The following is a 14,276-nucleotide window of genomic DNA, read 5'->3' as shown; positions in this document are numbered from 1 at the left end:
AGAGAAACCGAAAGGGGTAAAAGAGGATACAGAAAAGATTACCTATCGTAGTAAAGATTTCAGGGCGACCGTTGCGCTCGCCTTATCAATTCTCCTAGGCGAAAAGCCCCTTGTGGTTCTCATAAAATAATAGTGTAAAGGGCTTTGTTGCGCACCAAAGACTGTCTCAACCTAGTCAGTATATAAGTCAGGAAAATGAAACTTCGCCATAGCAAGGGTCAACGCCACTTCATAAACACTTTGTCGCGAAGCATGATTTAGAGTCAGTAACCCTATAGCTCCGCCTTTTTGTTTTATATTTACCGTATCGAAAATCTTGTCCATAACCGGCCCAAGTTCTTCGCCACGCTGTAGCGCCTGATAAACGCTTACAGGAAGAGGCAAGCTTGCACTTCGTGTTACCGACCAGTGACCTTCATGGTAAATCGCCACATAGGCAAAAGTAGCAGGGCCATCCTCAAATACATCCACTCCACCTTCAATTGCTACATACCATGCATCTGTGAGTCCGCCTTGATGATGAGCAAGCATGGCCTTCACACGATTAATGGCGCCCAAGCGCGTTTCATCTTCGTTCATTGGCTGGTCAGGCACGCCGCTTGGTACAGCCATACCCTGAGCGTCGAAATCGTGCTCTAGCGTATCAGAGAGTGTATTGAGCGCGGCATTAACTTTTACCGGATTCAGCGACCCTACATAAATTGTGTCAGATACCATTTGCATTTGTCCTTTGAAACGTCCGCTCAAACAGTACCAACAGGGTTCTGCTTGATATCCTCTAACATTAAACGGTAATCGCGTACCGCTGGGAATTCACTAATATTGCGATTTGGCAAGGTACTATCAGGGTTGTCGACAGCAAGTAAATGTTTGATACCGTACGTCTGTGCCGCTTTCAAAATAGGCAGTGAGTCATCGACAAATAAGGTGCGGCTATTATCAAACTGCACTCTCTTCTGTAGTCGCTCCCACAAAAGCTGAGACTCTTTGGTTACGCCAAATTCATGGGTAGAAATAAGGTTGTCGATGTGCGCGTCAAGCTGGGTATGCTCTATCTTAAGCGCTAGGCTGTTTGGATGCGCATTGGTTACTAACACTACTTGCCTGCCTGAGTCATGAAGCGCATCGAGGAAGGGAATCGTATCGTCGCGAAGGGCTAACAAGTGCGCCAACTCTCGCTTAAGCGGCATAAACTCATTTTCTAAGTCCATTGCAAGAGTTTCAGCCCAGTAGTCTAAGCAGTACCACTGAATTTGCCCAAATACTGACTCATACCGCGCGCTCATTTCTTTTTGGCTCTCGGCCTCAGAAATACCTTTTATCTGAGCTAACCGCTTAGGCAAATGGTGCAGCCAGAACTGGTTATCATAGTGAAGGTCCAGCAACGTACCGTCCATATCTAGCAGTACAGTTTCTATTTCATTCCAGGGCAGAAAGGGCAAGCGATTTTCCTTATAATGAAGTAAGCTAAGAAATTGTATACAAGTATGATAACAAAGTTGTAGCGATAGACATGCCAAAAATTGATCCGAACAAACCGTTACCACAAATTCATTCTCGTGAAATCGTTGCGCAAAGCAAACTCTTTAGGGTGGAGCGCTTAGACCTTGAATTTTCAAACGGCGCCACACGTGAATTCGAGCGGATGGCTGGCGGAAACAGGGGCGCGGTAATGATAGTGCCCATGCTTGATGAAAACACCATGGTGTTAATTCGCGAATATGCTGCCGGCACACATTCGTATCAACTAGGTTTTCCAAAAGGCTTAATTGACCCTGGTGAAACTGCCATTGAAGCGGCTAACCGCGAACTACAAGAAGAGGCTGGCTTCGCGGCAAACGATCTTGTGGAGCTTCACAAGGTCAGCATGGCACCCACCTTTTTTAATGCCAATATGACCATTGTTTTGGCCCGCGACTTGTATCCTAAGCAGCTTGAAGGCGATGAACCTGAACCTCTTGAGGTGATTCACTGGCCTTTAAATGAAGCAGATGCTTTACTTGCACGAGAAGACTTTGTTGAAGCCCGCTGCATAGCCGCGCTGTTTTTAGCTCAAAAGTGGTTTAAGGAACAATAAACAATGCCCGATGACGCCCATGCCGACCTACTAGAACTTGCGAAAGAAATTGCCATCGAAGCCGGTGAAGCCGTATTAGACGTATACGATAAAGGGGAGTTTGACGCTTATCAAAAAGACGATGCGTCTCCCGTTACCAGTGCAGATTATTTGGCAAACGATATCATCAACAAACGCTTACAAGCCGCGACGCCTGATATCCCTATTCTCTCAGAAGAAAACAAACACGCAAGTTTAGAAGAGCGAAAGCATTGGCCACGTTATTGGTTAATCGATCCTATTGACGGCACTCAAGAGTTCATCGCTAGAAGTGGTGACTTTGCGGTTAACATTGCCCTAATTGAGAACAATGAACCTACTATAGGCGTTATCTTCTGGCCTCCTGGGCAATCGTTGTATTATGCACAAAAGGGAAAAGGGGCATTTAAGTCTTCACCTGATGGCGATCATCCCATTAGCGTACGCAAGCTAGACGATCCTAAAAATAGTGTCGTGATGATTGCAATAAGCCGTCGCCAGTCAAGAGAAAAAGTGCTCAGCAGAATGTGCGCCAAGCGCGTATACCAAACGCTTCCATTGGGAAGCTGTTCCCTGAAAGCCTGCTTTATTGCCGAAGGAAAAGCTGATGTGTTTATGCGCATCGGTATTACCGGCGAATGGGACACTGGCGCATCGCAATGCATTGTCTCTGAAGCCGGAGGGAGTATTGCCGCCGCTAACTTCGAACCTCTTACCTACAATCAGCGTCATTCGCTAGAGAACCCAGATTTTGTGGTAATGGGCGATCAAAGGGTGCCATGGCAAGATGTAGTCCAGTATGATGACTTCGTAAACCCACATCAGCACTAGCGCGTAATAATTTATTTAGCGCAGCGTGTTAACCTACGTATAATAGCGTAGTAATGTTGCTGGGCCACATTACTCTGGTAGTGGTTAAATCAAGCCAGATGGAACCAAAAAGTAAAAGGAGTAACCTATGATGACTACACGTATTCGCACGTTATCTGCAGCATTGCTCGCATGTGGGCTAGCATTTCCTGCCGCAGCCGATTGGTCAATAGACGGCGAAACAAGTGCACTACACTTCTTATCAACGAAGAATGCACAGGTCACCGAAGTACATAAGTTTGATAGCTTTGATGGTACGCTGTCTGAAGGTGGCAAACTCAACGTGGCGGTAGACTTATCGTCAGTAAATACGGCTATTGATATTCGCAATAAGCGAATGCAAGAAATGCTGTTCAACGTGAGCAAATATGCACAGGCAACGTTTGAAGCCAAATTACCTGAGTCGATGATGAACCTGAAAGCGGGTCAAGTCGTTAACGGTAAGGTAGACGGTATATTGATGTTGCATGGGAAAGCTGTTCCTACGTCATTTTCTGTTAAAGCAAGTAAGGTGGACGACGATACGCTAACTGTATCTACTACAGCTCCTACACTTATTAAAGCAGAGTCTTTCGGACTTGCTGAAGGCGTAGCCGCGCTTCAAAAAATTGCAGGGCTTAAGAGCATAACGACAACCGTACCTGTTACGTTTTCCGTTACTTTTACTCAATAAAACACAGTTATTGCCACCTATCGATAAAAACCTAGGTGGCACGTAAATAAACGCATTAAAAAACCGCACACATGTGCGGTTTTTTGTTTTGATATCTACTGTGAGTCTATTATGCGCTATTAGGAAGCCTATGACGCATAGGCAGTGGTTTTTCACTTAGCACTTGCTCTGGCATGTTCTGCCACACGTTATCAGGGAGTGCAGGGATGTCTGCCTTGTGCTGTGAGATAGCAAAATACCCCATTGCAACGCGTAAACGCTTAAGTGCTTTACACTCATTCACTTCCTGGTCGATAACAAATACGCCCCACTTACGCATGGCTATGCCCAGTTTATCGCTGCTTGTTAAGCGGATAACCGGCGCTGCTAACACCATGCCTACCAATACAGGTAACAGCCACATAAATAGCGACGGGGTGAAGTAGAAGGTAGTTACGCCCCACGCTACCGCTAAGCAGCTCATAATTTGCGTGTGTTTAATTGCAACTTTCCACGGCACTTTGCGCCCTTCGCGCTCTTGCGCTTCCCATTTAACTGAGTGGCCGATAAACACACTGATAACAAAATAACTGTGATAGAACATCATTAGCGGTGCAATAAGCACGGCCATAGCCAATTCAATTGCTGCCCCTTTAAGTAAGGACCAGGCGCCACCAAATTCGCCCCGACGCTTTACTAAAGCTAGGGCAATACCTAGAAGTTTAGGTAAGAACAGTAAGGCGGCGGTGCCCCACATGGTTACCATCATCATGTCTTGACGCGCAACCTGCCAACTAGGGAACAGCTGGTATTCAGACACGAAGAACTCAGGTACTGACGTAGCGCGAATTAACGCATCTGCCGTACCTAGCGCCAACATGCAAAATAATATGAGTGAAGAGATATACGCAAACGCACCAAATAAGAAGTGCAGGCGGTTCGCCATTTTAAGACCTTTAACGTTCAATAGCCCTAAATGCTGTATGTTGCCCTGCACCCAACGGCGATCGCGAATAGCATAGTCAACAATGTTACTTGGTACTTCTTCATAGCTGCCTGTAGTGTCGGTAAGCAAGTAGGCCTGCCAGCCAGCACGGCGCAAAAGCGCAGCCTCAACAAAGTCATGGCTTAGTATTTCGCCACCAAAAGGCGCGCGCCCTTCAAGGGTAGGTAGTCCGCAATGCTGCATAAACGGTGCAATACGAATAATAGCATTGTGCCCCCAATAGTTCGCACTATCTGTCTGCCAAAACGATAGTCCTGTTGCTAACATTGGGCTATACAGGTGAGCGGCAAACTGCACAAAACGACCAAAGAAGGTGTTTTGACGTACCGGCATTGGAATGGTCTGCACTAGCGCCGTATCGGGGTTTTGCTCAATACGACGCGCCAAGTCTTGCATGCGCTCTCCAGTCATTACGCTGTCGGCATCTAATACAATCATTGACTCGTAATTTGCGCCCCAGCGTTCACAAAACTCTTTAAGGTTGCCCACTTTTCTGTGTAGGTTTTGTTCGCGACGACGATAAAACACTTGGCTAGAGAAGGCACCTAAACGCTTTTTCAAACGGGTAAAAGCACGTAGCTCTGCATCCGCTTTTTCCGTATCACGGGTGTCGCTAAGCATGAAAAAGTCGAATTTCGAACTGTTTTCACTTTCCATCAGCTCGCGAATACAAGCTTCAAACCCTACCATGATACGGCGGGTATCTTCGTTATAAACCGGCATGACCACGGCGTGCTTTTGCGTTAATGGCGCAGTAGCATCAGGCTGAGATTGATTTCTGCGCAAGCTTAGCGGGTCGATGTTAAAAAGCTGCAAAAAGAAACCAATAATGCCTGTCCAAAATGCCATGCACAGCCAAGCAAACAGGGTTAGCCCCAACCCCAACTGTGCGATCTCTAAGTTAGTAAGGCCGTTAGGTAAAAAGATCTCGTATAAACTCCAACCGGCCAATGCCGTACTTGGAATAACTAGCATTGCCATGATAAACAAACGCATATGCTCTCCTTTTAAGATGAAGTGTGAAGCACTTGCAGTGCCATCACTTTTAACCTGAGGCACGGCTTTAGCCTCGTCCGATGATGATGTAATAGTGTGATTATTTTGGCTGGTAGACATAATTCCAAACCTCACTCACACGCTTACCGTCTTTCTCAATGTAAGCGCGCATATCTACCGTTTGCTTTTCTTTTGGCTTTAGGAAGAAAGTGGCACGCCACTCTTGTCCGTCAGCAACGGGATAAAGGCGCTGCTGAGAAATCGTGCCGTTAGTACCCTGTACCACCAACTTCATCGACTCACTATCAAAAGCAACGGCAGAAGGCGCGCTAAAGTCTACGCTGAACTGTCGTGTCGTATTTAGACTGTCGTTTTTAAACTCGTCACCCGGCAACACAGCCTTGCCTTGGCGGGTACGTACTACTGAGGCCAGTTCACTGACAAACGGATTTTGTTCTACGGTTTTAAGCTCGTAAGCGAAATACAGTGATTCGCCCGAATTGAATGGCTTTTCAGGCGTCCAAAATGCCACGATATTGTCGTGAATTTCGGATTTAGTCGGAATTTCGACGACTTCTAATCGGCCTTTCTCAAAACCTGCTTCTGGCGTCACCCAAAGCCCCGGGCGTATATGGTAATTAGCCTCAGCATCAAGGTAATTATCCCATTCGCCGTCGCGCTGAAGCATGCCGAATCCTTTAGGGTTTGCGTCGCTAAGTGACGTGACTTGAAGGCGTGCAGGATTAGTCAGTGGACGCCAAATTTCTTCGCCAGCGTGAGTGACCATGAGTACACCATCACTATCATGCACCTCTGGACGATAGTCGTCATGGCGCTTTTCTGTGTTCTCGCCATACAAAAACATACTGGTAAACGGCGCAATGCCTAACTTGTTTACGTCATCTCTGGCAAATAACCAGCTCTCAACTTTTACACTGGTATCAATATCAGGCTGGATAACAAACTTATAAGCCCCAGCCACCGAAGGGCTTTCAAGACGGGCATAAATAGTAATAGGCTTGCCTTCACTCGGTTCTATGACCCAAAACTCAGTGAAGTGAGGAAACTCTTCACCTTTTGCTAAAGCGGTATCAATTGCCAAACCTCGAGCAGAAATACCATAAACTTGATTTTTACCTACCAAACGAAAATATGAAGCGCCGAGGAATACAGCAAATTCATCTTTGTACTCTTCGTTCTTAATAGGATAGTGAACGCGAAATCCAGCGAACCCTGACTTTTCGTCCGTTAAGCCAGCTAACCCCGACGCAGACCCATCGTAGTTGAACATGTCGCTGTTAAACGCTAAACGTTCAGGCTTATTGCTTTCGCCAATAGTGTGGATAGTGACGGGGTATTCATACAAAAAACCCGGGTGAAAAAACTGCAGTTCGTAGTCATTTTCGCCGTGCCAGAGGCTCTGCTCTGGCTTAAACCGAATTGAGCGATACGTTGTGTAGTCAATTTCTTTAAGCTTACTGTTTAATCCGTGATCGTCCTGCTCATAGCTCTCTGTCGCTGACTTGCGAGCAGCGTCAATAATAGATTGAAGAACGGGGGATGCTTTTTGAGGTTGATTAGTATCGTTCACCTCTACAGCTGCGGCTTGTTGAAACGCAAATAATGCGATGACGCTGCTCATCGCTAGAAGAATGCGAGATAGCTTGCTGCGCTGGTGTGCATTCTTTTGTAACACTTTACCGAAAATTGAAACTGGCTTAGCCATTTGTCCTCTCCTTATGAAAACAATGGTTATCCAGATGGCCACCACACCCTTTTACTGCCTTGCTACATATTACTGTTAACAGTGAGTCTGTTACTTAAGATGCAAATCTAAAAAAAGGGCTGATTGAAGCCATGTGAGAAAGGTGCTCTATTCCTTTCTGTGTTCACTGGCATCGCGGATATCGCGAAAGCCGAATTCCTTGCTAAATCGCTTGAGTGAACGTTGGATAACTCATAATGACTTGAGCAAAAGCTGTTCCAATACGAATAAAGCGACAATATATTTTACAATTACCTTTATTTACAGTTGCTTACATTTCGTATCATTAGAAGTCGGCCATGATTACCTTGTTGTAAATTTGTCCGATGAGTTAGACAAAAGGTTAACTGTTGTTTTTTAGAGACAGTTGAACGTGCCAATTTGTCTGTATGGTATTACCACTACGCAATTTTACTTGGTAAGACATTGCTCGCTTACTTTTTCCCTAAGGATTTTATCTATATTAATTAGTTAGATAGATAAATAACGCTGCTCATTCTCGCTCGCTTTTTAAGAAGTTGGCAAACGCTTTGCAATTCATCATGTTGATAAAATTATCGGACACTATTTCTTAACGGAAATAACAAAGATGGCATAAAGGCGAATTCAGCTTTGTGCTCATCAACTGAGTAACCTTTTACAAAGCGCTGTAAAGCACTGACTAGCTAAACGTTTAGCGAACTGTCTAGAACCATCGTGTAAAGGCTAGAACCATTGTGAAACGGTTAAAGCTTTTACGAAAAGTCTAGAAGGTTTTTGAAGAACAAAAATGTTTGCGGTTAGCAAGGTAGGTTACTGAATATACTAAGGAGTTATCACATGCGTAAATCAATCACACTTATTGCAGCAGCACTAACGGCGGCAACACTTCCTCTTACAGCAATGGCCGACAAACCTGACTGGCGTTACGTAGAAGGTGGTTACACCAAAATGGACTTTGACGACAACGAGTCTTTTGAGCCAGACGGTTTAACCGTTAACGGTAAATACCTATTAAACAGCAACTGGTACCTAAACGGCGAGTATAGCTTCTTTGAAGAGGGCAACTTTGACTTTGATATGCTGACACTAGGTGCGGGCTATCGTTTACCTGTAAACGCGACCACAGACGCGTACTTCGGTGCCAATTTAGAGCGCATTGACGGCGATGTGAATGACGAAACCGGTTACAGCATTAATGCTGGCCTTCGCTCAATGATTACAGAGCAGGTAGAGCTTGCTGGTGAAGTAGGCTACTACGACGTAGACGATGGTGAAGCGACATTCAGAGTAGGCGCTAACTACTACATTACGCCGCAGTGGGCTGTAGGTGCAAACTACAGAATCATTGATGATTTAGACATTATGCAAGTAACTGCACGTTACGCGTTTTAAACCTTCCTCTCCTCAGGTAGGTAGCCGGGTTGCTCGACCCGGCTTTTTTGGTGTCTGTATTTCAAGTAGACGGTTATTCTATCGCTTCGCTTTCTATTCAGCAGTGTCGCTGGGCTCAATATCTTCTTTTCTTTTGATATCTACACTTTCATGAAGTTCTGAATAGACCAGCACCGCCTCGCCCGATTTCAATCTGTTTAACACTTGCTGAACTTTCACATCTAGCGCAACTTCTTCAGCGCCATAGTCCGTACCTTCTCGCAGCACGAAAGACTCGGCCAAACTATAAAGCGTATCGGCTTCTAGTGCGTCAATGGGGATTATCATTCACACTCCTTGCTAAAAAGCGTTTGAGTAGGTTTATAGGCCGTCATCATCAGCCCAACACTAGCGGCTGACGTAGCGACACGTTGTATTCACTGGTAAGGCTTCACTTACAAAACGCTTCACCCGTTCGTGCAGCCATACTTTTGGATTTAGGATAGAGCCTTGCATAAACCCAACGTGACCGCCTCGTTCACTTAGTTCTACCGTCACGTTACGCGCAAGTTCTTCTTCTTTGGGCACAATTAAGTGATTCATAAAGGGGTCATCGATACTATGCAAAACGAGCGTAGGGCAGTGGATGGCACTTAGAAAGTGATACGCACTACACTTTTCATAGTAGTCTTGCGCGTCAACAAAGCCGTGAAGCGGCGCTGTGATCTTTTCATCGAATTGGGTAAAGCTGGTGATCTCTTCCACATCACTTTTTGTTAGCTGAATAAGCTTGCGATAATCGATGTACTCCATTTTCTTGCGCAAAGTATCTTTCATGCTAGTAAGTAAATACTTTTGATACACACGAGAAAAACCCTGATTTATTGATTTTGCACACTCAGAGAGTTTAAGTGGCGAAGAAATAGCAACTGCTGCTTTAAGCCACTTTTGCGCAGGGTTTTCCCCCAACAGCTTCAACAGCATGTTGCCACCAAGAGAAAAACCAATGGCCACTTTAGGAACACGTGGAAATTTATCGTGAAGCCACTCTAAGAAAAAACTGGGGTCTTCCGTTTCGCCACTGTGGTACGCTCGCGCTTTTAAGTTTGGTACGCCGCTACAGCCGCGATAATGCATCATTACCACTTGCCAACCATTCACAGACAGTTGCGCCATCATATCATTCGCATAATGCGACTTAATGCTGCCTTCTAAACCGTGAAACATCACCACAATACCCGATGTTTCCTGTGGCTTTGGTCCCCACGCCACATCGACGAAGTCATCGTCCGGTAATGTAAGGCGCTCCATGTCGTAAGAAAGGGGCAAACGCTTTTGAATAAAACGCGGCCATATGGTTTGCACATGACGGTTCTTCGCCCATCCCGGCACCTTAAAGCTACTTTTTTTTATCTTTCCGTGCGATAGCGCTGATTTACTCATTGTGTTTTCTTATTGTGTTTTCTTATTGTGTTTTTACGATAATTGGTTAACAACAAGGCTCACTAGCTGACGTGCCTCGTTGTTGTCTCGCAGTCCGTATGCATTAATGAACGCAGCGATAGACGCATTAAATATGTTCGTTGACGGTGTTTGCTGACCCAATTGCGTCACCGCCTGCTCATTAAAAGACGCAACAATTTCTTGCTGCTGTCGCCTTTCAAGCTCTAATTCTTGCGCTTTAAGTGCATCATAAGCTGTTTGCTCACCACCTTTCTCGGGGCTTGCTGCTTTGCGCTTCTCTCGATGCTGCTTTAACTTTTCGTCAATGCTCGCTGATGCCGCTATAACCGATTTAAGCTGAGGTAGATTTATAATGACATTATTCTCTAAACACCAGCAAATCAGCAAGAGAACGTTTACATTCACCTTGTGGTTGTCTTGAAGCAGAAGCGCGAGCGGTGCTATATCACCTTTCGTATAGCGAGATACGCTGTACTCCCAAAACACACTGCTTTTTAAATTAGGCGCTGACATTGTCATACTCTTCTCGTTTTTGCTCTATCTGCTCTTGAGCATCTAGCCATGCCATCTCTTCTTCTTCAAGCTGTTGCTTTAGCTGGGTTTGCTTGTCGAGTAAGCTCATTAGCTCTGCTTTTTTGTCGTCGCTATAAAGCGAAGTATCGGCCAGTAATGCTTCTACCTCTGCCAAGGCATTACTGCATTTTTCCATAGCTTTTTCATGCTTTTCAATGGCTTTCTTAAGTGGCGCTACGCTTTGTCTGAACTCGGCTTCACGGCGCTTTTCTTCTTTACGATCTAACTTGCGTTCCGGCTTGCTGTGCGCTCCTGCCCCTTGCTGCGCGCCGTTTTTAGCGTCGCTGTTGGCCTTGGCTTTTTCCGCAGCCTGCTGTTTTAAAATCCAGTCTCGATAGTCGTCCAAGTCACCTTTAAATGGTTCAACTTCGCCACTGTCTACCAAATAGAAATCTTCACATACCGAGGAAAGTAAGAAGCGGTCGTGCGATACCAATACCATTGCCCCTTCAAAACCTTGAAGCGCAATGTTTAGCGCATGGCGCATTTCTAGATCTAAGTGGTTGGTAGGCTCATCCAGCAGCAATAAGTTAGGTTTTTGATAAACAATTAGTGCCAACACCAAGCGCGCCTTTTCGCCACCTGACATCGGTGCCACGGGGGCCAACGCCTCATCGCCATTAAACCCAAATCCACCGAGATAATCACGAAGCTGTTGCTCGGTAGCTTTTTCATCAATACGTTGCAGGTGAAGAAGCGGCGTAGCGTTAGCATCTAATGTTTCTAACTGGTGCTGCGCAAAGTAGCCAATCTTTAAACCTTTAGCCGTATTAAAAACACCTTGTTTTGGCGCGTGAACGCCTGCTAATAGCTTTATGAGCGTAGACTTACCTTGGCCGTTTCTTCCAAGAAGACCAATTCGGCTACCGGGTACTAAATTTAGTTTTACCTGTTGAAGAACAATATGATCATCGTATCCCAGCTGTATCTTTTCCATTTGCACAAGCGGGTTAGGCAGTGCCGACGGCGGCGCAAAAGAAAAACTAAATGGGCTTGTCATGTGCGCAGGCATTAGTGTTTCCATTTTCTCTAACTGTTTAATGCGGCTTTGCGCTTGCTTTGCTTTACTAGCCTTGGCTTTAAACCGGGTAATAAACGAATTTAGGTGCGCCACTTTTTGCTGCTGTTTTTCATACTCAATGTTTTGTAAGCGCATGCGCTCAGCACGCTGAGTTTCGTATGACGAGTAATTCCCCGTGTAGGTAACAAGTTTTTGATGCTCAACGCTGATAATTTGTGCAACCGTATTGTCGATAAAGGCTTTATCGTGAGAAATAAGTAATAGGGTACCTGCATAGCGTTGAAGCCATTTTTCTAGCCATATCACGGCGTCTAAATCTAAGTGGTTAGTAGGTTCATCAAGCAGCAGTAAGTCTGAAGGGCAAAGCAGCGCTTGAGCGAGGTTTAATCGCATACGCCAGCCACCTGAAAAATCGCTAACTGGCGCGCTTAACTGCGCGTTGGTAAAGCCAAGACCCGAAAGAATGGTCGCTGCGCGAGCTTCCACGTCGTATGCTCCAGCTTGCTCGAGTAGACCGTGAATTTGGCCAATCTTTACACCGTCGACGCTTTCTTCTGCGGCTTCTAATTGCGCCTGTAAATTACGTAGATGCATGTCACCGTCCACCACATAGTCTATCGCAGTCCGGTCGGATGCCGGCGTTTCCTGTGCCACGCTCACTATTCGCCAATCACTTGGAACACTGCAATCACCGGCATCGACGCTTAGTTCACTGCGCAACAGTGCGAACAACGTGGACTTTCCGCAGCCATTGCTGCCAATAAGCGCCACTTTGTGGCCTGGAAAAACCTGTGCCGACGCCTCTTCGAGCAGCATTTTGCGGCCGCGAAGTAGCGATACATTTGAGAGCTTAATCATGACTAACCTGTGATAGAACAATCTAGGGCGCGTATAGTATCAAAAACTTAAGGTAAAAGCTGATCAACACAAGCTATTTCAAGGTATAATAACGACGAAATTTCCCAAAGGTGTATGTATGTCAAAACGTGTAAAACGCCGCTTTGTAGCAGGCGCTACGTGCCCAAAATGCCAAGAGCTAGATACGATCTCGTTATATTTTGAAAATAACGTAGAAAAGTTAGAGTGCGTCGCGTGTGGATACAATGAAGCGCAAACTGACGAAAAAGTCAGTGCTGCTACGCGCTCTAACGAAAATGTTATCGGTATCTTTAAACCCCACTAGCATTCCTACCCACGCCTAAGTAAATCTTACCCTTAAGCCTGTGTAACACCTTATCATACTGTACTCAGGCTTTTTAAAACCTTCTTTATACACCGCGCCAGTAGTGGCTAACGCCCTTACCTAGGAAAAACGCTGTCTAAGGCATATTTTTTGTATTCCTTTCTATAAGGAGTGAAATATGAAACACGCTAAAAAACGATTTTGTTATGTGGTGGTTGGGCTATTGCTCATGCTCATCGCGTTTAGGTTATACCTTCCTTATGCCGCAGCCACATACATTAACAATACACTAAGCCAATCGGACCAATACAATGGTCGAGTGGGCGATGTCGATTTAATGCTGTGGCGAGGTGCCTACAGCTTAGAATATGTCTTGCTGTATAAAGCGAATGGTCAAATAGATAAGCCATTGTTCAAGGCTGACTATGTAGAGTTCACACTTTCGTGGCCACAGCTTTTTAAGGGTGCAGCTGTTGGCAGGGTGGTGGTAAATTCTCCCGAAATTAACTTTGTAGACGGAAACACGGAAGAAAAGAGTCAGTCGGGTAAGAACGAAAATTGGCTGTCTATTGCCGACCAATTATTTCCTCTGCGTATAGACAAGCTCACCATTAACGAAGGGAAAATTGCCTTCCACAATCCTGATACCTCTCCGGCTATCGACATTGCGCTTCATGATATTCAGCTTGAAGTGAATAATTTGGTTAACAGCGACAATTTGTCAGACACGCGGGTAGCCACTGCCAAGGCCCAGGGACAGACGGCGGAGCAAGGTACTATTTCGTTTGACGCCAAGCTTAATCCTGCAACCAAAGCCCCTACCTTTGACCTAGATATACAAGCTGAAAATGTGGGTCTGGTGAATTTTAAAAACCTGCTTGATACCTATGCGCCGTTTGATTTAGAAGCGGGAACGCTAACGCTTGCTGCCGAGATCGCGTCTAATGAAGGACAAGTAAAAGGTTACATCAAACCTATTTTGCATCACGTTGAAGTCTTTTCTTGGAAAGGCGACATTGAACGTGACGGTGATGGTTTTATTGAAGGCAGTATTGAAGCGATTTCCGCGTTTGTCACTGAACTGTTTGAAAATCAGAGCCAAGACCAAATTGCCACACGTATTCCTATTGAGGGCGATTTATCTAGCCCAGACACCCAAACGTGGGAGGCATTCACGGCGATATTAAAGAACGCATTTATTAAAGCGTTTCAAGGCGATGTGGAGGAAAGTATAGAGCTCGACAGACTAGAGTTAAACAGGTTGGAAAACCCTGAGGGATCAAGTTGAAGACGTTAAG

14 protein-coding genes are annotated in these 14,276 nt (G+C 45.5%); 6 read left to right on the top strand and 8 right to left on the bottom strand.

Annotated elements, in window-relative coordinates; translation table 11 throughout:
• Positions 1-171: 171 nt before the first annotated feature.
• Both yjjX and yrfG read right to left on the bottom strand, forming a co-directional pair.
• Positions 172-723 carry an inosine/xanthosine triphosphatase gene (yjjX, locus tag AC27KT_RS02790; protein WP_487127185.1) on the bottom strand — a complete coding sequence of 184 codons (552 nt, stop codon included), beginning with the start codon at positions 721-723 and terminating at the stop codon, positions 172-174.
• 20 nt (positions 724-743) lie between these two features.
• Positions 744-1,442: a GMP/IMP nucleotidase gene (gene yrfG / locus AC27KT_RS02785; protein WP_487127183.1), complete on the bottom strand. Its 699-nt coding sequence runs from the start codon at positions 1,440-1,442 to the stop codon at positions 744-746.
• 71 nt (positions 1,443-1,513) lie between these two features.
• Between yrfG and nudE the strand changes: the two genes are divergently transcribed.
• The 3 genes from nudE (at position 1,514) to AC27KT_RS02770 (ending at position 3,638) form a co-directional block, all read left to right on the top strand.
• Entirely contained in the window at positions 1,514-2,077 is a 564-nt protein-coding gene (nudE, locus tag AC27KT_RS02780) for an ADP compounds hydrolase NudE (protein ID WP_131138127.1), read from the top strand.
• Positions 2,078-2,080: 3 nt separating this feature from the next.
• Positions 2,081-2,926: a 3'(2'),5'-bisphosphate nucleotidase CysQ gene (cysQ, locus tag AC27KT_RS02775; RefSeq protein ID WP_131138128.1), complete on the top strand. Its 846-nt coding sequence runs from the start codon at positions 2,081-2,083 to the stop codon at positions 2,924-2,926.
• A gap of 127 nt (positions 2,927-3,053) precedes the next feature.
• Positions 3,054-3,638, top strand: a complete 585-nt coding sequence (locus AC27KT_RS02770) for a YceI family protein (RefSeq protein ID WP_487127181.1) — start codon at positions 3,054-3,056, stop codon at positions 3,636-3,638.
• Positions 3,639-3,747: 109 nt separating this feature from the next.
• Here AC27KT_RS02770 and mdoH read toward each other — a convergent pair whose 3' ends face one another.
• Complete coding sequence (mdoH, locus tag AC27KT_RS02765; RefSeq protein ID WP_487127179.1) at positions 3,748-5,739, bottom strand: glucans biosynthesis glucosyltransferase MdoH; 1,992 nt, start codon at positions 5,737-5,739, stop codon at positions 3,748-3,750.
• The gene (locus tag AC27KT_RS02760; protein WP_487127177.1) at positions 5,720-7,345 is read right to left on the bottom strand and encodes a glucan biosynthesis protein G; all 1,626 of its coding nucleotides are present in this window, start codon (positions 7,343-7,345) and stop codon (positions 5,720-5,722) included. Before AC27KT_RS02760 ends, mdoH begins: the two co-directional genes overlap by 20 nt.
• An 858-nt stretch (positions 7,346-8,203) precedes the next feature.
• Here AC27KT_RS02760 and AC27KT_RS02755 point away from each other — a divergent pair.
• Entirely contained in the window at positions 8,204-8,758 is a 555-nt protein-coding gene (locus tag AC27KT_RS02755) for an outer membrane beta-barrel protein (RefSeq protein ID WP_131137166.1), read from the top strand.
• Positions 8,759-8,851: 93 nt separating this feature from the next.
• On the opposite strand, the gene AC27KT_RS02750 is transcribed toward AC27KT_RS02755, so the two are convergent.
• Genes AC27KT_RS02750 through AC27KT_RS02735 form a run of 4 tightly spaced genes read right to left on the bottom strand, consistent with a single transcriptional unit; the run spans position 8,852 to position 12,653 of the window.
• Positions 8,852-9,085, bottom strand: coding sequence for a YheU family protein (locus AC27KT_RS02750; RefSeq protein WP_487127175.1), 234 nt, complete (start codon positions 9,083-9,085; stop codon positions 8,852-8,854).
• Positions 9,086-9,145: 60 nt separating this feature from the next.
• Entirely contained in the window at positions 9,146-10,180 is a 1,035-nt protein-coding gene (locus AC27KT_RS02745; protein WP_487127173.1) for a hydrolase, read from the bottom strand.
• Positions 10,181-10,213: 33 nt separating this feature from the next.
• Positions 10,214-10,714 carry a TIGR02444 family protein gene (locus AC27KT_RS02740; protein ID WP_487127171.1) on the bottom strand — a complete coding sequence of 167 codons (501 nt, stop codon included), beginning with the start codon at positions 10,712-10,714 and terminating at the stop codon, positions 10,214-10,216.
• Positions 10,701-12,653 carry an ATP-binding cassette domain-containing protein gene (locus AC27KT_RS02735; RefSeq protein WP_487127169.1) on the bottom strand — a complete coding sequence of 651 codons (1,953 nt, stop codon included), beginning with the start codon at positions 12,651-12,653 and terminating at the stop codon, positions 10,701-10,703. The genes AC27KT_RS02740 and AC27KT_RS02735 overlap by 14 nt, the downstream gene beginning before the upstream one ends.
• A 118-nt stretch (positions 12,654-12,771) precedes the next feature.
• On the opposite strand from AC27KT_RS02735, the gene AC27KT_RS02730 reads away from it, so the two are divergent.
• Positions 12,772-12,978: a YheV family putative zinc ribbon protein gene (locus AC27KT_RS02730; RefSeq protein ID WP_012520152.1), complete on the top strand. Its 207-nt coding sequence runs from the start codon at positions 12,772-12,774 to the stop codon at positions 12,976-12,978.
• 178 nt (positions 12,979-13,156) lie between these two features.
• Positions 13,157-14,266 (top strand): DUF748 domain-containing protein, encoded by a 1,110-nt coding sequence (locus AC27KT_RS02725; RefSeq protein ID WP_487127166.1) that lies wholly within the window; start codon positions 13,157-13,159, stop codon positions 14,264-14,266.
• The last annotated feature ends 10 nt before the right edge of the window (positions 14,267-14,276 follow it).

Source organism: Alteromonas sp. 5NW40-0090 (assembly GCF_057552975.1).
Note: the sequence above shows the minus strand (reverse complement) of the source record. Positions and strands in the feature narration are given on the sequence as shown.

What these genes read in the sequence shown, in the direction of transcription:
- yjjX (WP_487127185.1), bottom strand. Translation starts at nt 723, where the DNA reads ATGCAAATGGTATCTGACACAATTTATGTAGGGTCGCTGAATCCGGTA.
- AC27KT_RS02725 (WP_487127166.1), top strand. Translation starts at nt 13,157, where the DNA reads ATGAAACACGCTAAAAAACGATTTTGTTATGTGGTGGTTGGGCTATTG.
- AC27KT_RS02745 (WP_487127173.1), bottom strand. Translation starts at nt 10,180, where the DNA reads ATGAGTAAATCAGCGCTATCGCACGGAAAGATAAAAAAAAGTAGCTTT.
- AC27KT_RS02760 (WP_487127177.1), bottom strand. Translation starts at nt 7,345, where the DNA reads ATGGCTAAGCCAGTTTCAATTTTCGGTAAAGTGTTACAAAAGAATGCA.
- AC27KT_RS02735 (WP_487127169.1), bottom strand. Translation starts at nt 12,653, where the DNA reads ATGATTAAGCTCTCAAATGTATCGCTACTTCGCGGCCGCAAAATGCTG.
- AC27KT_RS02755 (WP_131137166.1), top strand. Translation starts at nt 8,204, where the DNA reads ATGCGTAAATCAATCACACTTATTGCAGCAGCACTAACGGCGGCAACA.
- AC27KT_RS02770 (WP_487127181.1), top strand. Translation starts at nt 3,054, where the DNA reads ATGATGACTACACGTATTCGCACGTTATCTGCAGCATTGCTCGCATGT.
- nudE (WP_131138127.1), top strand. Translation starts at nt 1,514, where the DNA reads ATGCCAAAAATTGATCCGAACAAACCGTTACCACAAATTCATTCTCGT.
- AC27KT_RS02740 (WP_487127171.1), bottom strand. Translation starts at nt 10,714, where the DNA reads ATGTCAGCGCCTAATTTAAAAAGCAGTGTGTTTTGGGAGTACAGCGTA.
- mdoH (WP_487127179.1), bottom strand. Translation starts at nt 5,739, where the DNA reads ATGTCTACCAGCCAAAATAATCACACTATTACATCATCATCGGACGAG.
- cysQ (WP_131138128.1), top strand. Translation starts at nt 2,081, where the DNA reads ATGCCCGATGACGCCCATGCCGACCTACTAGAACTTGCGAAAGAAATT.
- AC27KT_RS02730 (WP_012520152.1), top strand. Translation starts at nt 12,772, where the DNA reads ATGTCAAAACGTGTAAAACGCCGCTTTGTAGCAGGCGCTACGTGCCCA.
- AC27KT_RS02750 (WP_487127175.1), bottom strand. Translation starts at nt 9,085, where the DNA reads ATGATAATCCCCATTGACGCACTAGAAGCCGATACGCTTTATAGTTTG.